Genomic DNA, 24,816 nt, shown 5'->3' with positions numbered 1-24,816 from the left:
ATGCAAGCATGAGCCATCGTGTTTTATTGACCTTCTTATGGCTTGTGCTCGCTCCGCTGGCGCAGGCCGATGAGTTCCAGGGCATGAGCCCGGCGTCACCGGCGCTCACCGAGAGCCGGACACCGATTCCTGCCCTGACCGATGCTGATCGCGCGGCGGTGTACAACGCCCCCGGTGGGCACAGGGTTCACGACAGTGGCATCAACTCTTTGCTGCTGATCAACCAATTGGAATGGCAGGGCGGTGACGGTGCAGGCGCGCTGAACTGGGATATCAACGGCTGGGTCGGCGGCGATATCGACCGCCTGTGGCTACGCAGCGAAGGCGAGCGCAGTGCCGGTCGCACTGAAAGCGCCGAAGTCCAGGCCCTGTGGGGGCATGCCATCAGCCCGTGGTGGGACCTGGTAGGCGGCGTGCGCCAGGACTTCAAGCCAGGCGACGGCCAGACCTGGGCGGCCTTCGGCGCCCAGGGCATGGCGCTGTACAACTTCGAAGCCGAAGCCACGTTGTTTGTCGGTGAGGCGGGTCGTACCGCTGCTCGCCTGGAAGGCGACTACGACATCCTGCTGACCAACCGGCTGATCCTGCAGCCCACCGCTGAACTCAACTTCTATGGACGCAACGACCCACAGCGCGGCGTCGGCTCGGGCCTGTCGGAGAGTGAGCTGGGCTTGAGGTTGCGTTATGAAGTGCGCCGTGAGTTCGCGCCCTACGTGGGCGTCAGCTGGAACCGCAGCTACGGCCAGACCGCGCAATACGCCCGGGATGAAGGCGAAGACATCAGCCAATGGCGCTGGGTGGTTGGTGTGCGAATGTGGTTCTGACGGTTTTACCCATCCTATAACTTACTCGCCGCCATGAGCGGCCTGGAGCCTTGCATGTCATTGTTGAAAACTACTGTGCTGTGCGCCGGACTGATTACCAGCCTGGCGGTATCGGCTCATCCGAAGCTGCTGTCGTCTACACCATCGGATGGGGCCAAGGGGGCGCCGCCGGCCGTGATCGAACTGCGCTTCTCGGAAAACCTGCTGACGCAGTTTTCCGGTGCCAAACTGACCATGACTGACATGCCCGGCATGTCCCATTCGCCGATGCCGGTGAAGGCCAGTGTCGCGGCCAGTACCGATCCCAAGGTGATGCTGATCAAGCCGGCGTCCGCGCTGACGGCGGGTACTTACCGGGTGGATTGGCGCGCGGTGTCGTCCGATACGCACCCGATCCTGGGTAATGTGATGTTCAGCGTCCAGCCATGAGTGAAGCGGTCTCGATACTCCTGCGTTTTGCGCTTTATCTGGACTTGATGCTGGTGTTCGGCCTGGGGTTGTTCGGCCTCTATGGCGACCGCCGCCTATTGAATCTGCAGTCGCTGTTGCGACTGACTGCGTGCCTGGGTGGATTGCTTTCGGTAGCGTCGTTGCTGTTCATGACCCAGGCCATGAGCGGCGCCGAAGATTGGCAAATGTTGTGGCCGCACCTGCAAATGATGCTCTGGCAGACCGAGCTGGGGTGGACCTGGTGCCTGCGAATGGTTGCGTTGGCGCTGGTTGCGCTCAATACCCGAATGGCACCGCTGTTCGGTGCGATAGCGCTGGTAACGCTGGCGTGGGCGGGGCACGGCGTGATGCATGAAGGCACGCAGGGGGTATGGCACGTTCTCAGCGACAGTGCGCACCTGCTGGCGGCGGCGGGTTGGGTCGGTGCGTTGGCTGCATTCGGGGTGGCGTTGAGGAGCACGTCTTTGTCGACGCTCCACAGGTTGGCACACGCGCTGGCGGCTTTCGAGCGGATGGGCATGCTGTTCGTAGCGGTGCTGATCGGCACGGGCGTGGCGAATTATCTGTTTGTGGTCGGGCCGAAGCTCGATGGCATCACCGGTGGCACCTACGCGGTCCTGTTGTGTTTCAAGTTGGGCCTGTTCGCTTTGATGCTGGGGCTGGCGGCGCTCAATCGCTCGCACTTCACGCCGTTGCTGCAACGCGCCCTGGCGGCGGGCGACATTACCGTGGCAAGCAAAGCACTGCGCCGCAGCATTGTGGTGGAGTCTGCCGCAGTGGTGTTGATCCTGGCGCTGGTGGCTTGGCTGGGGACGTTGGCGCCCGGTTAGGACTGCGTGCTCTTCAAGCATTTAAGTGCCTGGAAATCACTGCGCACCTTGTCGATTTTCTGGGTGAGTTTCTGCCGTTGTTGCAGCGTACTTTCGGCCATCACATCGACAATCAGGCTGCGCGCCGCCGCTTCGGTCTGGGCGTAGGCCGCTCTGTACTCCGGGGTCCACAGGCTTTCACGGTCCACTAGTAACTGCTGGATCTTCTGCGGGAAATCGGCACTGCGGCGCTGTTGCACAGCCTCGATAAATTGCGCCTGCCAGCGGGCGCGATTGCCGATCCATTCCCGGTTCTGCTCGCCGAGGGCGATGGACCACGCGGTCACGCGGCTCTGCTGGCTGGCGCTGAGCGGGCCGATCCAGGCGTCCAGGCGCTTGCTCATGCGCTCGGCGCGTTCCTTGATCTGCTGGGCCAGGGGCGGCTTGAGGTATTCGTCCTGGCGTTTGCGCAGGTCCTTGGCCAAGGCGTCATTCATGTCCTTGACCTGCTGATCATCCAGGCCTTGAAGCAGCTGGATGGCGGAGGGAGTGATCTCTCGAGCGATGTCGTCGATGGCCTGCTTGGCTTCGGCGGTACGGGCCTGCAAGGCGGCGTCGGTGACGTGGTTGTCGTCGGCCATCTGTTGCAGGCGGTCCAGCCAATCCAGGTAACCCGGTAATTGCGTGGTGCAGTGCCAGGCCAGGTGCTGCTTGAGGGTGTCGTTGAACCAGCTCTTCTGCCCGGCGTTCATGTCCAGGTAGTCGTTGAGGGTCCAGGGGATGATCACGTCCAGATTGCGGTAGGCCAGGCCCACGCGATTGCAGCCGGCGAGCACGAGGCTCAGGGTCAGCAATAGCACCATTAGTTTGAGCCGACGCAGCATGGGCGGGTCCTTCGCGAAGTGGGTTATCACATGTGAACCCGCGCAGGGTGCGACAGTTCAGCCCATCAATAGAACGACCGTGCGGCCTTCAGCGTCAACAGACCATCGCATTGCGAATTGTGTCCGGAATAGGCCGAGCAGTCCCCGCCGCTGAGGCTGGAGTCGCTGTAGATCAGGTTCAGGTCAACGCCCATCCATTCCCGGGAGAATTGCACCGACCAGTCGCTGAAGCTGCGGATGGAACCGCCGTCCACCGACACCGGGGTGCCCAACTGATGGGTGGTGTATTTCATACTGACGCCAATACCAAACGGTTGTGTGCCACCAAGGTCGGCGAACAGGGTGCTGTCCTTGCGGTCCGGGTCGTTGCTGAAGGATGCGCCGAAGCGGTTGCCCAACAGGTTCAGGCCGCCATAGAACTCCTGGCTGTCGAGAGGGCTGAGCTTGGGGTAGCTGTAGTGGATCAGGCCCACTTCGTAGCCCAGGGTCTGGTCGAAGGGGTGTTTGAAACCCATGTAGGAATCGACTTCGAGGTTGCTGGACGAAGACAAGCCCATGTTCGGTGAGAACTGGCCGAAGTACAGGCCACTGTCGTGGCTCAGGTCCAGCCCGCCATGGAACGAGTCACTGCCGGGGGAGGTTGGCTTGACCAGGCCTTGGGCCATACTGCGGCTAGGCGTGGTGCCCAATTTCAGGTCGAAGTCGCCCAATTCGCGCTGGAAGATCTGCGCTTCGGCGAGAGGGCTGGCAACCAGGGCAAAGACCAGGAAGATGCAGGGTTTGAACATGCTTCACTCCATGAAAAGCGAGGAGCAGTGACGGAGAAAATCGGGCAGATGCCCGTGCTAGACGTGTGCAAGCATACCGGCGAATGCCAGGCGGTGAGGCCCGTTCGTCGATTAGAGGTACAGAAGGGGTATTTCGGGCTCTAGTCCTAGCGCCTTGAGAGTCAAGACGCTTAGGGACCAGGGGGGGTGCGCGGTATTACTTTTTACCCAGGCTGATCTGCTTGGACGGGCCGAAAGTCTGGCCGCTTACGCCCTTGGCAATTTGCTGGATTTCGCCGCCGGACTTGAGGAACGCCGCAATCTGGCTGTTGATCGACTCGCTGGTTTCAACGGCGGGAGCTGGCTTTGCTTTGCTGTTGGATGCTTTTACGCGCATGGCGGCCACTAACCTGTAGAAAATTAACTTGGCCAGGCATCGTACAGGAAATACTTGACAATTGCTTGGTAAATATCCCCTGAGAATAACTACGGCGGCCGGAAATCGCCGAAGTTCATCTTATCAATAAGCCCCTAACTTACTGTTTTAACTCGAAACCATGGGGGCGGGTGGCGCTTGCCAACCATGGAAAATTCAGCCGATTGATCGGACGAGCGGGGCACTGCCATCGGAAGGCCACGCCAGCCCGCGATTTTTCAGGCGCGCGCGCGTGGCGAGCGCAACTCGGGTAGAATGCCGCCCACGTAATGAGGGTATTGGACATGGCTTTAGTCGGGCGCTACAACAGCTTGCAAGTGGTTAAACACACTAACTTTGGTTTGTACCTGGACGGTGCGCAAGATGGCGAAATCCTCTTGCCCAATCGGTATATCCCCAAAGATATTCCCAGTGAAGATGAAGACTGGCTTAATGTTTTCATTTATCTGGACAGCGATGACAAACTTATCGCCACGACTGAAAAACCCAAAGTTCAAGTCGGCGAATTCGCCAGTTTGAAAGTGGTGGAAGTCAATAGTATTGGCGTGTTCCTCGACTGGGGGTTGCCCAAGGATCTGCTGCTGCCGTATTCGGAAGAAAAGCGCCAGCTTACCGCCGGTGAATACTGCGTGGTGCATGTCTACCTCGACAAGCACACCAAGCGCATCACCGCCACCGCGCGCCTGGATCGCTACCTGGACAAGACACCGGCCAACTACCAGGTGGGCCAGGAAGTCGACCTGCTGGTGGCCGAAGCCACGGACATGGGCTTCAAGGCGATCATCAACAACAAGCACTGGGGCCTGATCCACAAGAACGAAGTGTTCAAGTTCCTGCGCCCGGGCAAAGAAGAAAAAGGCTTTATCAAAGAGATCCGCGCCGACGGCAACATCAGCCTGAGCCTGCAACCGGTCGGCCAGGAAGCGGCCTCCAGCCTGAACTCGAAGATCCTCGCCAAGTTGCGTGAAAACAACGGCACCTTGCCGGTCAGTGACAAGAGCGACCCCGCGGTGATCAGCAACTTGTTCGGCGTGAGCAAGGGCAACTTCAAGAAGGCCATCGGTGCGCTGTATAAGCAGGGCCAGATCGTGATCCATGCGGATCGCATTGAACTAAGCTGAGTGCGTTTTGCTCTTCTGTAGGCGCCCATTGGCGTCTACAGAGGTCGCCTCAATGAATAAGAAAACGCTGTTCGCCTACCTTGGCACGTTGCTCGCCTTCCTGATTCTGGATGGCCTCTGGCTCGGCGTCATCATGGGGCCCACCTATAAGTCCCTGTTGGGTCCACTGATGCTGGATCAACCTCGGCTGTTGCCGGCAACGCTGTTCTATCTCCTTTATGTGCTCGGTTGCGTCGTGTTCGTGGTCTTGCCCAGTGCAAGTTGGCAACGCGCCGCGCGCCTGGGCGCCTTGCTCGGCCTGGTCGCCTACGGCACCTATGACCTGAGTAACTGGGCCACGCTGCAAGGCTGGTCCGCGCAATTGGCGATCATGGACATGGCATGGGGGACGTTCCTGACCGCCGCATGCTGCACGGTGGGTTACCTGTGTGCACAACGAGTGCACCGCTGATTGTGTACAGGATCTACGTGCACCGTTGCTGAGCGTAGCGCCACCCTATACGCGCTTATCAACCCTTTGGAGCGCCGTGCCAGAGGGATTGCGTTCAATTGGCACGCATTCTGCTGACTGTCTCGTATACAAACCATGCCGCCTCCCGTATGCACCCTGCGACGGAAGCGCAGGCGGGTATTTCGAGGAGCCCAGCGATGACCGAACAATTGCCCAAAGGCTACAGCCCGCGCCTGTACAACCAGGACTTGGGCCCGCTGCCGCAGAAGTGGACTTGGTACAACATCTTCGCCTTCTGGATGAGCGACGTGCACAGCGTCGGCGGCTATGTGTTCGCCGCCAGCCTGTTCGCCCTGGGGCTGGCCAGTTGGCAGGTGTTGATCGCGTTGCTCACGGGCATTTGCATCGTGCAGTTGATCGCCAACCTGGTGGCCAAGCCGAGCCAGCAGGCTGCGGTGCCTTATCCGGTGATCTGCCGGCTGGCGTTTGGTGTGTTCGGCGCGAATATTCCGGCGGTGATTCGCGGCTTGATCGCCGTGGCCTGGTACGGGATTCAGACGTACCTGGCGTCGAGTGCCTTGATCATCGTGGTGCTGCGCTTCTTCCCACAGATGGCGGTGTATGCAGAGCCGCATTTTGCAGGCCTGTCCTACCTTGGCTGGTTTGGTTTCCTCAGCCTGTGGGTGTTGCAAGCGGCGGTGTTCTGGGCGGGCATGGAGTCCATCCGCCGTTTTATAGATTGGGCAGGGCCGGTGGTCTACGCGGTCATGTTTGCACTGGCGGGTTGGATCGTGTGGAAGGCCGGCTGGTCGAACATCAGCTTTACCCTGGCGGAAAAATCCCTGTCGGGCTGGCAGGCGTTTGGCCAGGTGATTGTGGCGACGGCGCTGGTGGTGTCGTACTTCTCCGGGCCGACCTTGAATTTCGGCGACTTCAGCCGTTACTGCCGCAGCATGCAGGACGTACGACGCGGCAATTTCTGGGGGCTGCCGGTGAATTTCCTGGCGTTTTCCCTGGTGACTGTGGTGATTGTCTCGGGCACCTTACCGGTGTTTGGTGAAATGCTGCATGACCCGATCGCCACCGTGTCGCGCATCGACAACAGCATGGCCGTATTGCTCGGGGCCTTTGCCTTCGTCACCGCGACTATCGGTATCAATATCGTCGCCAACTTCGTCTCGCCGGCGTTTGACTTCGCCAACGTCGCGCCGAGCAAGATCAGCTGGCGCGCCGGCGGGATGATCGCTGCCGTGGCGTCGATCTTCATCACCCCGTGGAACCTGTTCAATAACCCGCTGATGATCCACTACACCCTGGACATCCTCGCGGCGTTTATCGGGCCGCTGTTCGGGATCCTGCTGGTGGATTTCTATTTGATCAAAAAACAGCAGATCGACGTGGATGCACTGTTCGATGACAGCCCCAGCGGGCGCTACTACTTCGACGGTGGCGTGAACTGGACGGCGGTCAAGGCATTGGTGCCCGCGACGCTGGTGGGCGTGGCGATCACTTTCACCCCGGCCTTGCAGGGCATGGCCAATTTTGCCTGGTTTACCGGGTGCTTTCTGGGTGGGCTGTTTTTCCTGGTACTGGCGCGGCGTGAACAGGTGCGTGTGCCTGCGCCGCTGGTTGCCGGTTGATCAGCACCGAGCCCGCTACCAATAAGCCTGCTCCAGCGACCACCAGCGCCGGTTGCAGGCCACCGCTCAAGTGGCTGCTGACCGACGCCAGCAACGGCCCGCTCAATTGGCCGATGGCAAAGCTGGCGGTCAACAGCCCGGTGCTGCGCTGGTAGCCATGGGGCGCGACGTCCCGCAGCCGGGCCATCACCAACTGCATGCAGGCCAGGAACGGCCCGCCACACAGCAGGACCCCCAGTGCCAGGCCCCAGCCATTGCCCAGCAAGCAGGCAAACACCCCGGCCGCTTGCAGCCATAGCGTGGCCATCAACCAGCGGCGCGTGGTGTTCGGGTCCTTGCGGCGCAGGGTCGCCACCACCACACCGATCGCGGCCGCCAGGCCGAAGCACGGCCAGAACAGGTCAGCCTGCCAGGCGCCCTTGAACTGTGCGCTGGCCATCTGCGACAGGAATGTCGCCGGGATGATGTAGCCCAGACCGTACAACACGTAGATCCAGCACAAATGCGCGATGCTGCCGTTGCTGCCCGTCTCGCTATGGCTGGCAATGGGAGCGCCGGCGGCAGAAGGCTTGGGCAGGAACGGCAGAATCGCCAGCAACATCAGCAGTGCCACGACGCCGTACACCAGCCACAGCGTTGCCGAGCTTTGCCCCAACAGGTTGGAGCCCAGCGCCAGCAGCCCCGTCAACAGAATCCCCAGCCCCGGCCCGGCGAACACCAAGGCACCCAGACGTGGACGCCCGGCGGCGATCGCCAGCGGCTGGCTCAGGCTGGTGATCATCACCAATGCCCAGGCACTCGCGACACCGGTGCCAAAGCGCAGCAACAGATGCGGCCAGAAACCATGGGCCCAGTACGACGCCAGGGTCAGCAGCACGCACAGCCACAACCCGCCATACAAACGGCCACGCACGTGGTGATGGCTGCGCGCGAAGATCGAATCCACCGCGCCCACGAAGTAGCCCAGATAATTGGCGGCGGCGATCAGGCCCGCACCAGTCAAGTCGATCTGCCCTTCGCTGAGCAGGTGCGGCATTTGCGGGGTGAGGGCGAAGCGGCCAATACCCATCGCCATCATCAAGGCGACAAAGCTGGCAGTTAAGCGAATCAGGGGAGACATGGTCAGGTTTCCTGCAGGTAAGCGAATACCCTCAGGCTAAGATGGATTGACTTTCTGTAAAATTGAATAATAGTGAGTAACTTGTTCAGTTTTGGAGAAAGTCATGGAGTTCAGTCAATTGCGCATTTTCCAGGCCGTGGCGGAAGAGGGCTCCATTACCCGTGCGGCTGACCGCTTGCATCGGGTGCCGTCCAACCTGTCGACGCGCCTCAAGCAAATGGAGGAGCAGCTCGGCGTAGAGCTGTTCGTGCGTGAGCGCCAACGCTTGCAGCTTTCTCCTGCCGGCAAGGTGCTGCTGGACTACAGCACCCGTCTGCTCGCCCTGCATGACGAAGCCCACGGTGCCGTGCAAGGTGGGCAACCGGCTGGCGATTTTGTATTGGGCAGCATGTACAGCACGGCCGCGGTGCATTTGCCGAAGTTGCTGGCGGGCTATCACAAGGCTTATCCGATGGTGAACCTTCAGGTGCAATCGGCGCCCAGCGGGGAGTTGCTCGAAGGGTTGATCACCGGTCGCCTGGACGCGGCCTTTGTGGACGGTCCCATCACCATCGCCTCCCTGGACGGCATCGCCTTGTGCGAAGAGCGCCTGGTGCTGATTTGCGAAGCCGATCATCCGCCCGTGCGTGGACCTCAGGATGTGGCGGGGCGTTCAGTGTTCACCTTCCGTCGCAGCTGCGCCTATCGCACCCGCCTGGAGACCTGGTTTTCCCACGAGCGCGTGGCCATGGGGCGGGCGATCGAGATCGAGTCCTACCAAGGTATGCTCGCCTGCGTGATCGCCGGATCGGGTGTGGCGTTGATGTCCGAGTCCATGCTCGACAGCCTGCCCGGCAAGGACAGCGTGTCCGTTCATCCGCTGATAGGGCCTTTTGCCACTGCGACCACCTGGCTGATGTGGCGAAAGGGTATGCTCGGCGCTAACCTCAACGCATGGATCGACCTGCAGCAAGCCGGCAAGGCTGCGGTTGTGCAAGACACCCGCGCCATTGCTTGAGCGATCCGTCAGTATTTTGATGAATTCAGTAATAGTTCGTTGTGTTTTCGTTCAAGCAATACGTAGGACTTAGGGCTACTATCACTGTAGGAAAGGGCGACAGAACTTGCGCCTACCCGCATTACCCTCAAAGGGGGCAACCATGAAAGAGAAAATTCAAAACTGGCTCCATGACCTGGGTGTTGCATTGGGCTTGATCGAGCCTCCGCTGCAGCCGGTACCGATTCGCACAGATGACGAGCAGCGTCGTCCACGTCGCAGGTAAGTCCTGAAGCGCTCACGCGATTGAATCGCGCGGGCGCTCATGGCTGGGTTGTTCTTCAGGGCGTGTTCGGTTCCCTGTAATCAGACTGTATTCCCGTTCATTGGGTAGTGTGCCCAATTGTCTGACGAGGCACGTGTCATCGTCAGAGCCTTCTTCTTATCCCGTCATCCATGCCCTTTTCCCTGTTTGTCCTTCTATATTTTTGCCTTCACATGGATGAATGGGCAGTGGCATGTCGAGTATTGATAGCGAAGGGATGTTGATTGCCGACAGAGTCGAACTCCGTCGGTTTCAATCGATCGAGCACGGGGATTTGCGCAGCGTGAGCGCGCTGGTGATTCACCAGACAGATGCCCCGACCGCCCAGCACACCTTTAACGCCTATCTTGCAAAAGGCAACGGAGCACACTTTCTCATTGAGAAAAATGGTGTGATCTACCAGACGGCCAGCCTCAAGAAACGTTGTTATCACGTTGGCCGCTACCTGCGCTCCAGGTGCATGGCAACGGACAAGGCGACGTGCGACCCCGCCCGAATCCAAGCTATTCAAGCACTCACCTGGACCTTGCAGATCCGCGCGCTGGATCGGTATGAACGCACCAAGGGCTATCCTGAGCGATTCCCGATGAATGCGGATTCCCTGGGCATCGAATTGGTCGGCAAGCATCTGGATGCTGCACGTTATGAGGAAGTGACCGCGATGCAGAATCAATCTCTGCGATGGCTGGTGGGGGAGTTATATGGTCATTTCCGCCTGACGCCGGAGGACGTCTACAGGCATCCGCAAATCTCTTACAAACACCCCGGCGAAGCCAGCAGTGCGGTGTGGCAATGAGTCTGCGCCGATGGTCACTTGGCGTGTGGGTATTCCTCGCCGGATGCACGACTTCCCCTCCCGATATCGACGAAATTGCCCTTTTGGGCTTTCACTCCGAAGAGCCGGAACGCTGTCGACCCAGTGACGTTGCGCTGGATGAGCGACAGGTCGCGTCCTTTTTCAAGCGTGCTGAGCCCATTGATGGAGGCACGCTGCATGACGAGTACGACTGGGCGCCTTGTTACCTTGAAGGCACACTGAAATATCATGGCAAGGCGTGTGTGTGGCGGGTGAGGGCGGGGGCGACAGGGGAGATCGAATGCCCGGCAGTCGAGCAATATTTCGGCTGTAAGGATTGTGTTGATTTGTTTAAAGGTCTCAGCAGCGGGGAGGAGTGAGCAAGCGCTGTGGGTCTGCCGGTTAGCCCTTGGCGTTCGATTGTCGGAATCGGACTACCTGTCACTCGGAATCGGCTGGCTTATCCAATTCTGGAAATACCCATAGCTTGAAACTCAAGCGCCTCTTCATAGCGCCCCAACGTTGTTGAGTGCCTCTTTTCGAGGTGTCAGTCAGAGTTGTTGGAGACAAAGCTATGTTGCTCTCTTCAGTTCCTCCGGTCGCCGCGTCACTCATCACCACCACCGACTGTGTTTTACAGGCTGCGCCTGTGTCGAAAAGCTGGAAGGCCGAGGCACCCAGAAACGTCGTGTTTCTTTCCCCGGCATTGACCAGGCAGGCGTTGCTCATACAGATCGCGCTCCTGCGTCCAACAACCATCATTGTTGGAGACCAACCCATCGATGCGGATGTCTTGGAGCAATGGCGTACCTCCCACCCCTTTGGAAACCTCTGTTTGATCCGCAGAGGGACGAGCCTGGACAAGATACGACTGGACCTGTGTGAATCCCACGCCATTCAAGTACTCAACACCCCAGGGGTGAACGCGCCGCATGTGGCCGCCTATATCCTGCGTTGGCTGAGACTGGCTGATGGTTCCATTCCCCGTGACGTGCGTGTACTGGGATACGGCAATGTGGGGAAAGAACTGGTCAACCTGTTGCTTGATCGAGATCCAAATGTTCGGATCAGAGTGCTGGTCCGGCCAGGTCGAGCGCCGGATACTCTCGGGAATGCCGCTTCCGACAGTCGAGTGTCATTTGTCGTGGACTGGTTCGAGGCCTTGGAGGGCGCCGCTGCTGTGGCAGTGTGCGTATCCCTCAATGATGAGTCCGTTCATCGCCTTGATCAGGCCCGCATTCAGTGCCTGCACAGCCAAGCCCGCCTGATCTGTGTCGCCAAGCCGGACGTCTTCAGCGACGGTGCGTTGCATGCCCTGGCCGAGGCTGAACATATCCAGCTGGTATTGGATTATGGGCCTGCGACATTGGATGCGTTCCGGCAACGCACGCAGACGCTCGGCTGCGAGGTCTCCACCTGGTACAGGCCTGCGACGCTCACTACCCAGGCATCAACCACCGAGGCCTGCCAGCGCGACCTTGACTATGCCGTTTCAATACAGCTGAGTTTGATGGCCTTGCGCGGTCTGGTGAGGCGTAAACTTGCACAATCATTGACGCTCCCTTCTCTACCCGTAGAGGCCAGTGCGCCGCGTGTTTCAATCATCGGCAGAGGCATCAATGGCCTGTTCCAGGCCGTGATGCTCCGGTTGGCGAATTATCAGGTCACGGTGTATGGGGGAGAGCAGAGGAGCGATCGCGCAAGTTATGCCGATCTGTATTTGGCCGTTGAGTGCAATCGTACGGGCATCAAACTGTTTGAAAAGTTTCTGGCTGACAATCCAATACTGGCACGATTCGCGCGGGCTCGGGATGTTGAGGTGTCGGGCTACGAACTGGGACTTATCCATTTGAAGAAGGAGATCGAGGCGCTTTTGAGAGGCTCCGGGGTTCGGTTTCCGTCACAGTTTCTGAGTCGGGTTCAGATCGCCGAGCAGAGCAGGGAGCACTTCGTCGTTATGGCCAGTGAGGAGGAAGGCACTTCGATAGTTTACTGTTGCGCCCACCACCAAATCGCAGCCGGAGGAACCTACGCCGGCGGCACAACCCAAGGACTGGTATGGGCCTCCCTGGTCCAGGAGATCATCCAGGCAAACCAGAACCTGGCGGTTGAGTGAAAAAAACGGGCGCGACATCCGACGTCGCGCCCGCTGAAGAAACCCCTCTAAAACCCGCTTTTTCTCAAACCGCGCTGGCCGCTACACCTTCTGGCCGACGGGACAACAAACTCACCACCACAAAGCTCACCAGCCCCACCGCCAGGCTGTAGTAGATCGGCGTGTTCGCATCCAGCCCATCCTTGATCATGAACACCAGCGCGGTGACAAAGCCCAAGGTCATGGAGGTGATCGCGCCAGAGGTGGTAGCGCGCTTCCAGAAGATCGCACCGATCAGCGGGATCAACATGCCGCCCACCAGCAGGTTGTAGGCCAGCGTCAGGGCGCTGATCACATCGCTCACCACCAGGGCGATGCCCAGCACGGCGATGCCGGTCAGCATTGTGAACAGGCGATTGACGGCCAGGCTCGACTGTTTGCCGCCACGCAGGCGCGGCAGCAGGTCTTCGGTCAGTACGGTGGAGGCAGCGAGCAGGCCGGCGCTGGCGGTGGACATCATCGCGGCCAGTGCGGCGGCAATCACCAGGCCACGGATGCCGTCTGGCAGCGAGGCTTTGACGATAGCGGCAAACGCATTGTTGACGTTGTCCAGGTCCGGGATCAGCACGTGCGCGGCCATGCCGATCAGCGCACAGGCCAGGCCGTAGAGGATGCAGTAGAAACCGGCGAAGGTGCCCGCGTACTGGGCGACCTTTTCGTCACGGGCGGTGAACACCCGCTGCCAGATGTCCTGGCCGATCAGGATGCCGAAGAAGTAGATCATGAAGTAGGTGATGATCGTGTCCCAGCCGATGGCGGTGAAGCTGAAGCTCGACGCCGGCAGCTTGGCGACCAACTCATCCCAGCCGCCGACGCGGTACAGGCAGATCGGCAGCAGGATAAACATCAGGCCGACAGTCTTGATCACGAACTGCACGATGTCGGTGAGGGTCAGCGACCACATGCCGCCGATGGTCGAGTACACCACCACCACGCCACCGCCGAGCAGCACCGAAATCCAGAATGGCAGGCCGAACAACACTTGCAACACGGTGCCGATGGCCAGGATCGAGGTCACGCCGATCATCAGCGCGTAGGCCAGCATAATTACCGCACTGGCCTGGCGGGCCATGGGGTTGTAGCGTTTTTCCAGGACCTGGGTCACGGTGAAGATCTTCAGTTTCAACAGTGGCTTGGCCAGGAACAGGTTCAGCGCAATGATGCCCATGCCCAGCGCGGCACACAGCCAGAAGCCGGAGATGCCATGTACGTAGCCCAGACGCACGGTGCCGACGGTGGACGCACCGCCCAATACCGTGGCGGCCATGGTGCCCATGTACAGCGACGGGCCCAGGTTGCGCCCGGCCACCAGGTAGTCTTCGTGGGTCTTGGCGCGGCGCATGCCGTAGTAGCCGAGCACGAGCATGCCGGCGGCGTAGATGAGTACGACGAATAAATCCAAAGCCATGACGGCGAGTCTCCGATTATCGTTTTTATGGGCGATCAGGCGGCTGGTTGCAGCGCCGGTTTAACGCGCGCATCCGTGCGCTTGCTGCGAGGGTCGGCGGGCCCGTAGACGGCCGCCGGTTCCGGGAACATGCGTAGCAAGGTCAGGTACACCACCGACGCCAGCCCCAGCGTCACCGGCAGGCTGATATCGATGCCGTCGGCCAGGTTGCCCAGTGGCCCGACAAACTGCCCCGGCAGGTTGACGAAGCACAGGCCCACCAGCGCACTCGGAATCCACGCCCCCAGCCCGCGCCAGTTCCAGCCATGGCTGAACCAGTAGCGCCCGCCGGTTTCTCCACGGGTGAATACCTGCAGGTCATCCGGGCAGTAGAAGCCGCGACGCACGATCAGGCCGATGATCATCATCACCATCCACGGCGTGGTGCAGGTGATGATCAGCACGGCGAAGGTCGACACGCTCTGCACCAGGTTGGCGGCGAAACGTCCGATAAAGATGAAGGCAATCGACATCACCCCAATCAGCAAGGTGGCCTTGACCCGTGACAGCAGGCGCGGGAACACACTGGACATGTCCAACCCGGTGCCATACAGCGAGGTGGTGCCGGTGGACATTCCGCCGATCACCGCGATCAGGCACACCGGCAGGAAGAACCAGGTCGGTGCCACTGCAAGCAAACCGCCGACGTAGTTATTCGCCGCGATGTAGTCCGGTGCCTTGATCGCCACGATGGTCGCGGTGGCCAGGCCAAACAGGAACGGGATCAACGTCGCGATTTGTGCCAGGACCACTGCCAGCATGATGCGCATTTTCGGCGTTTCACGTGGGATGTAGCGCGACCAGTCGCCGAGGAACGCCCCGAAGGAAATCGGGTTGCTCATGGCGACCAGCGCGGCGCCGATGAAGGCGGCCCAGAAGCCGGTCTGCCCCAGCGCGACGGTGCCTGCGAAGTGGCTGTCGAAAGCCGGCGCGAAGGCGAAGATACCCAGCAGGAACAACAGGCTCGCCGCCCACACCGCAATGCGGTTGACCCACAGCATGAAGCGAAAACCGTAGATACACACCGTCAGCACCAGAACGGCGAACACGCCGTAGGCCAGCCCCAGGGTCAGGTCGGTTTCCGGCAAGCCGATCAGGCGTTTCGCACCACCCACCAGCGCATCACCCGAACTCCACACCGACAGCGAGAAGAAGGCAATCGCCGTCAGCAGCGACAGAAACGAGCCGACGATCCGCCCGTGCACACCAAAGTGCGCACCGGAAGACACAGCGTTGTTGGTGCCATTGATCGGCCCGAACAGGCCCATGGGCGCCAGGATCAGCGCACCCACCAGCACGCCCAGCACAATCGCCCAGACGCCGGCCTGGAATGACAGGCCAAACAGCACGGGGAAGGAGCCCAGCACGGCGGTGGCAAAGGTATTGGCACCGCCGAAGATCAGTCGGAACAGATCCTTGGGGCCGGCGGTACGTTCGTGGTCCGGGATCTGCTCGACCCCGTTGGTTTCTATTTTTCGAATACTTTTATCGTTGTTTTTATTATTCATGATCAGCTCCGATCACATTGGCTAAGGGGGCGGCAGCCCTTCCGGCATAGCGGACAAATGTTCGTGACAGGCCAGCCACCGGCCTTGTTTTTGTTGTGCGCCAGATCCTTGCCGTGTGAAGACAATGGTCTCGCGTTCCTGGCTTTTGAATTGCTCCCCGTTCATGCGCAGCTCGGTGGCCACGTCATGGATAAATATCGCCACGTCGCCCTGCAGGCTGACCACGGCGTTGCTCGAGGTGCACGACAGCACCTCGAACCCCTCGTCCCGACGCCAGCTGTCCCACAACGCCTGGTAGGCATCGCGGCTGAGCAGCGGCTGGGGGAGGGTGTAGAACACAAAGCTGGCATCGGCCGTGAACGCGCCGAAGTAGGCGGCGCGGTCATTGCGCGCGAAGGCCGCCACCAGGTCGGCGGCGGCTTGCAGCACTTCGCGGGTGCTCATCAGCGATGCGCCACGCCCGGCAGTACGCAGAGCATCTCGTACAGCAGGTTGGCGCCCAGCAGCGAGGTGTTGCCGGTGGTGTCGTAGGGCGGCGAAACTTCTACCAGGTCACAACCAATCAGGTCGAGGCCCTGGCAGCCGCGGATGATCTCGATCGCCTGGATGGTGGTCAGCCCGCCGATTTCCGGGGTGCCAGTGCCCGGTGCCCAGGCCGGGTCGATGCCGTCGATGTCGAAGCTCAGGTACACCGGGCCGTCACCGACTTTTTCACGCACTTCGGCCATCAGCGGCGCGAGGGAGTGGTGCCAGCATTCTTCGGCCTGGACCACGCGGAAGCCCTGTTTGCGGCTCCAGTTGAAGTCTTCGGCGGTGTAGCCCTGGGCGCGCAGGCCGATCTGCACCACGCGGTCGCAGTCCAGCAGGCCTTCTTCCACGGCGCGGCGGAAGGTGGTGCCGTGGGCGATTTTCTCGCCGAACATATGGTCGTTCACATCGGCGTGGGCATCGATGTGCACCAGCCCGACCTTGCCGTGTTTCTTGTGGATCGCGCGCAGGATCGGCAGGGTGATGGTGTGGTCGCCACCCAGGGTCATCGGGATCACGTCGTGTTCGAGGATCTCGTCGTAGGCTTCTTCGATGATGCGCACGGCGTCGAGCAGGTTGAAGGTGTTGATCGCCACGTCGCCGATGTCCGCCACCGACAGCGAGTCGAACGGTGCAGCGCCGGTGGCCATGTTGTAGGGGCGGATCATCACGGATTCGGCGCGGATTTCACGCGGCCCGAAGCGGGTGCCGGCGCGCAGCGAGGTGCCGATGTCCAGGGGCACGCCGATGAAGGCAGCGTCCAGGCCCTTGGCGGTTTGCAGGTGGGGAAGTCGCATCATGGTGGCGATGCCGGCAAAGCGCGGCATTTCGTTGCCGCCCAGTGGTTGGTGGAAAATCTTGTCCACGGGAGTGCCTCATCGTTGTTTTGTTTATTAGGGCCTGATTCTGCGAAATACCGGGAAACGAAAGAATCGGCAGGGGCAAATACTTAGTTCAGATTTTTCTAAACTAATGCCTGGGGTAAACTGCGTTTAAATGTGGGAGGGGGCTTGCTCCCTCCCACAGGATTTTGTGTGTGCCTCTGGAGCCGCCCATGGCCAACGCCTTGCCCGACCTGAAACTCCTGCGCATCTTCGTCAGCGTCGTGCGTCACCAGGGGTTCGCCAATGCCCAGCACGAACTCAACTTGTCCACCTCGGCCATCAGCACCTATATGAGCCAGCTGGAATCGGCGTTGGGCCTGGTGCTGTGCCATCGCGGCCGCGGCGGGTTCAGCCTGACCAGCAAAGGCGAGCTGTTCCATCAGGAGACCTTGCGCCTGCTCGGTGAACTGGAAGGCTTCGAGCAATACGCCGCCGCGTTGAAAGGCGAGTTGCGCGGCACCCTCAAATTGGGCGTGCTCGACTCCACTGTCAGCGACAAGGCGTTGCCATTCGCCGAAGTCATCGGCGCCTACAGCCTGGAGCACCCGGCGGTGCACCTGCATTTGTCGGTGATGAGTCCCTACGAGCTGCAACTCGGCGTGCAGGACAACCGCCTGGACCTGGCCATCGGCGCCTTCTCCAACCGCATGAGCGGGCTGATCTACATGCCGCTGTACCGCGAGCAGCACTGGCTGTATTGCAGCACCCGTCACCCTTTATTCAACGAGCGGCGTATTCCCGAGCAAGTCATCACCCAGCAACGCATGGTCGGGCGCGGCTACTGGAGCCAGGCCGAACTGGCGCGCCATGGCTTCAAGCACAGCGCAGCGACAGTGGAAAGTATGGAGGCGCAGCTGATCCTGGTGCTGTCCGGCGCCTACATCGGCTACCTGCCCGAGCACTATGCCCAGGCCTGGGCCGACAAAGGCGATTTGCGCGTGTTGCTGCCGGCGACCTTCGGCTACCAGGCGCCGTTTTCGATGATCATGCGCCGTGGTCGCAGCCGTGAACCGTTGATCCAGACCTTCCGCGATCTACTCAAAGCCCAGCTCAACCAGGCCTGATAACACCATGTCCAGACCCCAATGTTCCCGCTGCCTACGGCCCGTCACCCATTGCCTGTGCGCGCTGATCCCCAGCCTCGACAGCCGCACCCGCGTGCTGCTGTTGCAGCACCCGAGTGAGGTCAACCACGCGCTGAACACGGCGAGGCTGGCAGCGCTGGGCTTGAATAACGCGCAGTTGGTGGTGGGGGAGGTATTCGACGATCTGCCGATGTTGTTGAACCCACCCGGTTATCAGGCGCGGCTGTTGTTTCCGTCGGACGATGCACAACCCTTGCAGCACTATGCGCCGGACGACACCCCGCTGTTGCTGGTGGTGCCCGACGGCACCTGGCGCAAGGCGCGCAAATTGTTGCACCTCAACCCGTTGCTGGCGGCGCTGCCACGGGTGACGTTGGCGGGTGACGCCGTGTCACGCTATCGACTGCGCAAGGCTCCCGGGCCGGGTGCGTTGTCCACCGTCGAGGCGATTGCGCAGGCCCTGCAGGTATTGGAGGCCCCCACCTCCTTCGAGCCATTGTTGCGGCCGTTCGACGCGTTGATCGAGGGGCAGATCGCGGCGATGGGCGCAGCGGTATTCGAAAAGAACCATGGCTGAATCAATGCGCTACATAGCTACCGGAGCCATCGACGGGTAGTGGATAGGCTGATCATTTCAAGGAGCGTGAAATGATTGAGCCGGTAGCGACACAGCAGCAGGCAGACCCGTTGGCGGCGTTCATGGCGGAGCAGCGAGCGAGGCTGCCCTTGGTCGCAGGCGACGAGTGGGCGACCCTGCAAACCGTGGACGCCTTGCAGGAGAAGTTTGCCGCTTTCATGGCCGGGCTGGATGACGATGGCCAGCGCGAATATGTACGCCTGCAACGGGCGTTGGTCGAGGCCCAGGCGGAGGTCGAACGAAACGTTCGTCAATTCGTCACACAGTTTGAACACCAGAGCCTGGAGCGTTTGCGAACGGGCCTCAAAGACCTCTCCGGTCAAGAGGTTGACCCCAAAGCCCAGCATATCACCACCACCTATTCGTTCGGCCCTCGCCGCCATCGGCGCGACCTGGCAGACCGTACGAATGAGCCCAAGGTCGTCCGGCTTTCGCTGTGGGACGCCGCCTGCATGAACTATGACGGCCTGACGGGTTGGGATTACCCCGGCCATGACGGCGTGGCAACGTCCAGCAGGCTCAGTATCGACCTCAGCCCCGAGGATTTCATCGCGTTGGTGCGCGCGCTCAATCTCGGCGGCCAACTCAGAACCCTGCTCGATGACAACCTGGACAAGACCAAGCCATTGGGCCAGGCGATTGTGAGCCTGGGGCGGCTGGAGTTTGAGTTCGCCCTGATTGAAGCCCTGAGAGACTCGAGCACCACCCGAGTCGACCGGGAAAAATACCGCGCTATCAAGCAAGCGCTGGAGCAGCAGGAGGGGTGGGGGCACTGCGAAGAAATGCAGCTGTTCATCCCCGACGGCAAGGACAACATCGGTTGGGTGCCTCAATTTATCGGCAACACCGGGCAAATACTCAGCAGGCCGCCGGGGGACAGCCTGAACATCCCCCATCTGGTGTTTGCCGTTAACGGTTGCAAAGGCGCGTTCAGTTACTTTCCCCGTCGGCCGGGTGGGGGCGACCTGCGTCATTTCGACAACCACCGGGAAGCCTGCCAGGAATTTTATGTGGCGTTCAGTGCTTTCTACCGGCAGGGCCGGGTGGCGTGGTTATACGCGGTCATGTCACAGCCCGACAGCGCACGCTTGACCAGGCTCAGGCAAGGCGCCGTCCGTGAGCGCGGGCTTAATCCTTTTGCCGAGGCATTACAGGATCTGTTTCTTGAGGTGTTCGAGCCTCGCCTGGAGGACCGGACCGGCTATACCCGCAAGGTCGTGACCAAAGCCCCTCCCGTCAGTTTGGGCGACCTCTACCTGGCGCGCATTCGCACTAACCTGAAGAGCCTGGCCAACGAGACGCCGGGGGTTCTGACGACCCTTGCCGGCATTGCGCGCACCGTGATCGGTGAGGTGTTGGAGCTATTACTGATGCCGGTACCCGGTCCGCTCAAGGGGTTGGCACGTGTAAGAGCGATCGCGCTGTTCGCGGCGCTGGGTGAAGGGTTGCTCAATGGCCTGTCCAGTGTGCTGGAGGGGCATGCAGGTGAACTGGTGCTGGCCTTTTCCGACCTGGCCGACCTGCTGATCAACGGGCGGCTGCATAGCCGCCTGGCATTCAGTGTACGGCGGCGCCATCAAGCCTTGTATCAACGCCTTTCGCAAATGCCCGCCGCCAGCATCAAGGACAGTACGGGGCTGAGTAGCCCCCAGTTGCTTGAGCGCATGTTGCTGCCCTCCCAGGCGCCTGCGCATGAGCTGCAGGCCTTGCTGGAAACCAGCGGCACATCACGCGAACAATTGGAACGTGTCTGGGCAGGCGCACGCCCATCAGCCTCGTTGGTGGAGGCGGCGCATCGGTTCAACGCCGACCGGCTGATTGACTGGGCCGCCAACTCGGTCGATTCCAACCGGCCAGTGCCCATGGGGGCATTCGAAGTCCTGGGCCCGTTGCTGACCCAGCTGCCGGCGTGGCCGCTGGACACGGCGTTGAGAATCGTCAACACACAGGGCCAGGAGCTACGTCGCTACAGCAGGGATGCGACCCGCCCGACGACGGTTGTGATCACGGTTACCGCCCTGGAGAACCACCAGTTTGGCTACTCTGCACCGCAGCGCATCACCGCGCACCTGTCCCACGCGGTGGTACAACTTTTACCCTCGAGTTTTTCCGCCGGCGAACAGGCGGTCCGTTTGCAACTGGCGGCCCAGGCCCAGGCGTCGCGGTTCGATCTGTTCGAAGCCTTGACCCGGTTTGCCGACACCCATCGCTCGAGCGCTATCCGCGCTTCGGTGTCCGTATGTAAATGGTTGCCTGACAGCCTTGGGCATGACTACCCGGTGCCCGAGGTGATCGAGGCGCTGCGCGTATTGCACCCCGGCGTCAGCCTGCCGAGGTTGCTGGAGGTGCTGGATCAGCATCCGCTGTCGGCCGACCAGCAAACCCGTTTGCTTGAAGTCCGACAACAACCCGAGCCGCTCTACGATGCGCTCAAGGTTGCCGCGCAGATGGCGCGTGCCGAGGCCCTCATTGACCGCATCTACCACCGCCGCAGGTTTGATCCGCAAACCCAGGCCTGGGTCCAGGCGTTTGCCCGCAGTGCCTTGAGGACTATCGGCAAGCAACTGATTGTCCGCCCGTCAACCTACGCTCCCCTGGATCGTGACAAGCATGCCGTGTTGATCCTCGACCATGGTGATGGGGAGTTTTCGCCCTATGATCCGGGCAGCCAGGGCGCCGGCGTGCAGCAGGGTGGCGCGCATGCGTTTTTCCGGGTGCTACTGAGCCAACTCTCCGATCACGATCGCGCCCGGTTCGGCGCCGATATGCCCGCGGCCATCACTGGGTTTCGTCATCAAGTGGCCCAGGCGATGCTGCGCAATCGTGCACCGCAAGGCACGTTCTACCCGGTGCTGCGCGACATCGCGCAGTACGCGAGTGACGTCGACACCCGGCGCATTGCACCCGAGCCCGATGCCTTGGGGTTGTACTCTCTGGAGTCGGACCGCTATTTGTTCATCGATAGCCAATATTTCAAAGTGACCCAGGAGGATCAAACCCGCCCCTGGTGCATCCGCCATCCGGCCCTGGACGACGCGTATGCGCCGCTGCTGAGCCATAACGGCGCGGGCGCGTGGCGGCATGAATGGGAGAACCCGCTGACCTGGAACGGGCATAAACCCTTTTACCGCCTGGGTCCCAGGTTTCGCACATTGACCCCCGATGCCATCGACAAGGTCCAGCAGATCAGCGGCGTGACGCCGGACATACTGCGCAAGGTGCATATGCGCAGCGAACCGCCGCCGGTGCTTTTGGTGGAGACGTTCGAACGCTTGAATATCTTTGAGCGGGTCAAGCAAGGACTGGAGATGGGGTCGGAGTTTATTGTCCAGGTGCTTGATGAAATAACCCCCGACAGTGCCGATGCGCTGGTCGGGCTGCCTGGGGCTGCACGTGAAGACCAGGTCACGGCTCTGCAAGCCAAGGTGAAGATGGAAAAACTGCAGATGCATGCTCAGTTTTTTGATGTGCTGCGCCTCAAGCATCAACAGTCTGAAGACCCCCTGGCTCAGCTGATACTGCGCCAGTTCCCTGGGTTGACGGTGGGGATAGCACAGGACTGGGTACAGCATGCCACGCCGTCGGACCTGGCGCGCTTGAGGGAAGGGCGGGTACCTGCCTCCCTGCTGCAAGAGGCGCGCTGGTGGACCCGCTGGTTGCGCGTCTGCCGCGCCTTGGAAGGCGTGCACCTTTCCCCATTGGCGAATGATGACAGCTCACGGTTGATGCTGCATGAGATGGCTCGTCGTGAGGGATGGCCAGCCCATCTGCGAGTCGAGATCTGGGACGCCCATCGGATGATCGACAGCGTTGGTCCGCCTGATGGGGCTCTGCGGCGAGTGTTGAAGCCGAACGCGGGCCAATACCAAGCGTACTCCCCGCGACCTAGTGACGGCTTGCAGACTGTGGGCGCTCGGGCGCCGTTTCTGGAAGCCTTGCTCAGCGCATTACCATCTGCCGAGCGACAGACGTTGGGCTACACCCATATGGGCGGGGTGGCTGAGTTGAGGGCGGAGATAGGCAGCCGGCTTAGTGGCGACTGGCCGGGCATACAAGCGATTCTCAAGATGCAGCGTGTACCCGAAACGAGCGTGTCAAAGCGCCTGGCAGACGGGCGTGTGGGGTATCCGTTGAGTGGTGGTACCGAGTTGGGGCCGGTGGACCGCCAACAAGTGGCCCGCATGCGCGAGTTGTTTCCTGACAGGACGGACCGAGAAGTCTTCGAGATGCTGGAGAATATCAGTGACTCCGTGGCCCAACGTGAGGAGGCTATCGACTTCAAGTTCAGGGAGCGGGGGCGTATGAATCGGATGCTGGATCACTGGTGTCGCCAGGGAGAGGCGGCGGACACCCTCAGGCGAAATGAAGTCGCTGAGCGGATTCGGCGTTGCTGGCGTAAAGAAGTCTCCACACGAGGCGTAGACTTCGAGCTCAATCTGGATGATTTGCAGGTCAGTGACCTACCGCCATTAGGTGCTCTTATGGCACATGTCCAATTGATGAGTTTAAGGAATAATCAACTGGCAAGCTTGCCGACTCACTTCCTCAGGTGTTTCCCGAGCGTGCGCTGGCTGTGTGCGAGTGGCAATCGTCTGGAGCGCCTGCCCTCAGGTTTGAATTACCTACCCTATCTAGTGAAGCTGGATCTTGCTGACAATCGGCTCAAGTTCAACCTGGGTGACGTAATCGCCCTATCCGAATTGACTCAACTGACAAGCCTTGATTTGTCCGACAACCCGCTTAGGTTGGGCAAGCGGCTCAATCTTTATCCGCTGAAGCATTTGCGGGTATTGAAAATGCGGAACACGCAACTTGAGAACCTTCCACAGGGTGCCGTCACCTTGCGTCACCTGAGGGTGTTCGACCTTCGCGATAACCGTATATCCATACTTACCAGCAGTGATCTGTTTATTTTCCCCCATGTCAGTCGTGCGATGAATCTACGCGGAAATCCACTTTCGGACGGAACGCTGCAAATGATACGCCGCCTGCGCGAGCAGCCTGATCGATCGGATATCCACTTTGGACTCGGCCCACAACATCTATCGCAGGCGGACCGTTGGCTGGCGGTGCTGCCATTGCAGGAGGTAGCTGCGCGTCACGAACTCTGGGGCTTTATGCAATCACAACCGCGATTCGAGAATTTTTTCTCACTGTTGGCATTTGTGAGTAATGACCCCAATTTTACGTCGGTCGGCTATCGGGCTTTTAGAGAAGACCTGACTGCGCGAGTCTGGTCATTGATCGAGCGTGCGGAGGTAAACCGTTCGCTGGCTAATTTCATGGCCGAACAAGTGTATGAAATGGACTACGGTAGGGATGGATGGGTGCTGGCGCTGAACCGTTTGGAGCTCAGGTTTCAAGCCGTCGAACTATTTTTGAGTGGAGGCAATGGAAGTGGTGCGTCTCTCATCCACTGTCTTCGTACCTTGAAGCGGCTGGACACTATCACGGAGATAGTGGTGAAGGTATTACCGTCCCAATCTCCCAGAGCGGCAGGCAACCGTATGTTGGCTTTCGCAATTTCGTTGGCCCAGGAATTGGAATTGCAACTTCCGTTGAAGGAACGCTTGGACAGAGAGTTGACCGTCAGCACAGCGGAGGTCGCTGCTATGCATCAAAGAGTGCTGATGGAGGAGGCGCAGGCGTTGTGGCCGTCGCCCTTGCTGGATAAGGAAGAGACGCTTTGGAGAGCCTTTCTGGAACATAAGTACCGAGGGCGCTTTAAGGAGACGATTGACTATCAGCGTTATGAGCATCGGATGAATGATGCAATGGATAGGCAGGAAAGCGGGGCGCTCAGCGAAGGTGAGTATCTACGGGAGGTGGGCGGGCTACTGGCGGCAAGGAATCAGGAAGAAGAGACGCTGTTTACCCAGTTGACCGAGGAAGAATGGAGCGCCTTCCTGGCTGCTTATTCTATTGGGCAATAAGCACCACACTTTGCGTGATATGGCCCGCCAGCCTTTCCCG

The 24,816-nt window shown here is 60.3% G+C and carries 22 protein-coding genes; 14 read left to right on the top strand and 8 right to left on the bottom strand.

What is annotated here, in order from left to right; translation table 11 throughout:
• Positions 1–8: 8 nt before the first annotated feature.
• Genes M2497_RS23370 through copD form a run of 3 tightly spaced genes read left to right on the top strand, consistent with a single transcriptional unit; the run spans position 9 to position 2,104 of the window.
• Positions 9–824: a copper resistance protein B gene (locus M2497_RS23370; RefSeq protein WP_248483509.1), complete on the top strand. Its 816-nt coding sequence runs from the start codon at positions 9–11 to the stop codon at positions 822–824.
• Positions 825–878: 54 nt separating this feature from the next.
• Positions 879–1,253, top strand: coding sequence for a copper homeostasis periplasmic binding protein CopC (gene copC, locus M2497_RS23365; protein ID WP_092242886.1), 375 nt, complete (start codon positions 879–881; stop codon positions 1,251–1,253).
• The gene (gene copD / locus M2497_RS23360; protein WP_248483507.1) at positions 1,250–2,104 is read left to right on the top strand and encodes a copper homeostasis membrane protein CopD; all 855 of its coding nucleotides are present in this window, start codon (positions 1,250–1,252) and stop codon (positions 2,102–2,104) included. Before copC ends, copD begins: the two co-directional genes overlap by 4 nt.
• On the opposite strand, the gene M2497_RS23355 is transcribed toward copD, so the two are convergent.
• The 3 genes from M2497_RS23355 to M2497_RS23345 all read right to left on the bottom strand — a co-directional run bounded on the left by M2497_RS23355 (position 2,101) and on the right by M2497_RS23345 (position 4,131).
• Positions 2,101–2,967 carry a DUF6279 family lipoprotein gene (locus M2497_RS23355; RefSeq protein WP_248483505.1) on the bottom strand — a complete coding sequence of 289 codons (867 nt, stop codon included), beginning with the start codon at positions 2,965–2,967 and terminating at the stop codon, positions 2,101–2,103. The two genes, copD and M2497_RS23355, sit on opposite strands and share 4 nt — an antisense overlap.
• Positions 2,968–3,032: 65 nt before the next feature.
• A complete protein-coding gene (locus M2497_RS23350) occupies positions 3,033–3,755 on the bottom strand; it encodes a TorF family putative porin (protein ID WP_248483503.1) in 723 nt (240 codons plus the stop codon).
• Between the two features lie 196 nt (positions 3,756–3,951).
• On the bottom strand, positions 3,952–4,131 hold the full coding sequence (locus M2497_RS23345; RefSeq protein ID WP_003193095.1) for a hypothetical protein: 180 nt from the start codon (positions 4,129–4,131) through the stop codon (positions 3,952–3,954).
• 323 nt (positions 4,132–4,454) lie between these two features.
• On the opposite strand from M2497_RS23345, the gene M2497_RS23340 reads away from it, so the two are divergent.
• The 3 genes from M2497_RS23340 (at position 4,455) to M2497_RS23330 (ending at position 7,382) form a co-directional block, all read left to right on the top strand.
• Complete coding sequence (locus M2497_RS23340; protein WP_017134857.1) at positions 4,455–5,291, top strand: S1-like domain-containing RNA-binding protein; 837 nt, start codon at positions 4,455–4,457, stop codon at positions 5,289–5,291.
• Between the two features lie 52 nt (positions 5,292–5,343).
• Positions 5,344–5,742 (top strand): DUF2177 family protein, encoded by a 399-nt coding sequence (locus M2497_RS23335; RefSeq protein ID WP_179030085.1) that lies wholly within the window; start codon positions 5,344–5,346, stop codon positions 5,740–5,742.
• A 197-nt stretch (positions 5,743–5,939) separates the two neighbouring features.
• Entirely contained in the window at positions 5,940–7,382 is a 1,443-nt protein-coding gene (locus M2497_RS23330) for an NCS1 family nucleobase:cation symporter-1 (RefSeq protein WP_248483501.1), read from the top strand.
• Here M2497_RS23330 and M2497_RS23325 read toward each other — a convergent pair.
• Positions 7,294–8,502, bottom strand: a complete 1,209-nt coding sequence (locus M2497_RS23325; protein WP_248483499.1) for an MFS transporter — start codon at positions 8,500–8,502, stop codon at positions 7,294–7,296. The two genes, M2497_RS23330 and M2497_RS23325, sit on opposite strands and share 89 nt — an antisense overlap.
• A gap of 103 nt (positions 8,503–8,605) precedes the next feature.
• Here M2497_RS23325 and M2497_RS23320 point away from each other — a divergent pair, with 103 nt between their 5' ends.
• From M2497_RS23320 to M2497_RS23305, 5 genes are all read left to right on the top strand, one after another.
• A complete protein-coding gene (locus tag M2497_RS23320) occupies positions 8,606–9,499 on the top strand; it encodes a LysR family transcriptional regulator (protein WP_179030082.1) in 894 nt (297 codons plus the stop codon).
• Between the two features lie 142 nt (positions 9,500–9,641).
• Positions 9,642–9,764 carry a PA1414 family protein gene (locus tag M2497_RS30735; protein ID WP_003193089.1) on the top strand — a complete coding sequence of 41 codons (123 nt, stop codon included), beginning with the start codon at positions 9,642–9,644 and terminating at the stop codon, positions 9,762–9,764.
• Positions 9,765–9,996: 232 nt separating this feature from the next.
• Positions 9,997–10,599 (top strand): N-acetylmuramoyl-L-alanine amidase, encoded by a 603-nt coding sequence (locus M2497_RS23315; RefSeq protein ID WP_248483497.1) that lies wholly within the window; start codon positions 9,997–9,999, stop codon positions 10,597–10,599.
• Positions 10,596–10,979 carry a hypothetical protein gene (locus tag M2497_RS23310; protein WP_179030081.1) on the top strand — a complete coding sequence of 128 codons (384 nt, stop codon included), beginning with the start codon at positions 10,596–10,598 and terminating at the stop codon, positions 10,977–10,979. Before M2497_RS23315 ends, M2497_RS23310 begins: the two co-directional genes overlap by 4 nt.
• A 194-nt stretch (positions 10,980–11,173) precedes the next feature.
• Complete coding sequence (locus M2497_RS23305) at positions 11,174–12,715, top strand: NAD(P)-dependent oxidoreductase (RefSeq protein ID WP_248483495.1); 1,542 nt, start codon at positions 11,174–11,176, stop codon at positions 12,713–12,715.
• A 64-nt stretch (positions 12,716–12,779) separates the two neighbouring features.
• Here M2497_RS23305 and M2497_RS23300 read toward each other — a convergent pair whose 3' ends face one another.
• The 4 genes from M2497_RS23300 to speB are packed head-to-tail and all read right to left on the bottom strand — an operon-like array spanning position 12,780 to position 17,103.
• Positions 12,780–14,162: a sodium:solute symporter gene (locus M2497_RS23300; protein ID WP_248483493.1), complete on the bottom strand. Its 1,383-nt coding sequence runs from the start codon at positions 14,160–14,162 to the stop codon at positions 12,780–12,782.
• Between the two features lie 35 nt (positions 14,163–14,197).
• The gene (locus tag M2497_RS23295) at positions 14,198–15,709 is read right to left on the bottom strand and encodes a cytosine permease (RefSeq protein ID WP_248483492.1); all 1,512 of its coding nucleotides are present in this window, start codon (positions 15,707–15,709) and stop codon (positions 14,198–14,200) included.
• A gap of 21 nt (positions 15,710–15,730) precedes the next feature.
• A complete protein-coding gene (locus tag M2497_RS23290; protein WP_248483490.1) occupies positions 15,731–16,153 on the bottom strand; it encodes a nuclear transport factor 2 family protein in 423 nt (140 codons plus the stop codon).
• Complete coding sequence (gene speB / locus M2497_RS23285; protein WP_248483488.1) at positions 16,153–17,103, bottom strand: agmatinase; 951 nt, start codon at positions 17,101–17,103, stop codon at positions 16,153–16,155. The genes M2497_RS23290 and speB overlap by 1 nt, the downstream gene beginning before the upstream one ends.
• Positions 17,104–17,291: 188 nt before the next feature.
• Here speB and M2497_RS23280 point away from each other — a divergent pair, with 188 nt between their 5' ends.
• The 3 genes from M2497_RS23280 (at position 17,292) to M2497_RS23270 (ending at position 24,776) form a co-directional block, all read left to right on the top strand.
• Positions 17,292–18,185: a LysR family transcriptional regulator gene (locus M2497_RS23280; protein ID WP_017134867.1), complete on the top strand. Its 894-nt coding sequence runs from the start codon at positions 17,292–17,294 to the stop codon at positions 18,183–18,185.
• A gap of 7 nt (positions 18,186–18,192) precedes the next feature.
• Positions 18,193–18,783, top strand: coding sequence for a DTW domain-containing protein (locus M2497_RS23275; RefSeq protein ID WP_248483486.1), 591 nt, complete (start codon positions 18,193–18,195; stop codon positions 18,781–18,783).
• 71 nt (positions 18,784–18,854) lie between these two features.
• Complete coding sequence (locus M2497_RS23270) at positions 18,855–24,776, top strand: leucine-rich repeat domain-containing protein (RefSeq protein ID WP_248483484.1); 5,922 nt, start codon at positions 18,855–18,857, stop codon at positions 24,774–24,776.
• Positions 24,777–24,816 lie beyond the last annotated feature (40 nt).

It is taken from the genome of Pseudomonas sp. CYM-20-01, assembly GCF_023169845.1.
Classification (GTDB): Bacteria; Pseudomonadota; Gammaproteobacteria; order Pseudomonadales; family Pseudomonadaceae; genus Aquipseudomonas; species Aquipseudomonas azotoformans.
This window is presented reverse-complemented; position numbering and strand designations above follow the sequence as displayed.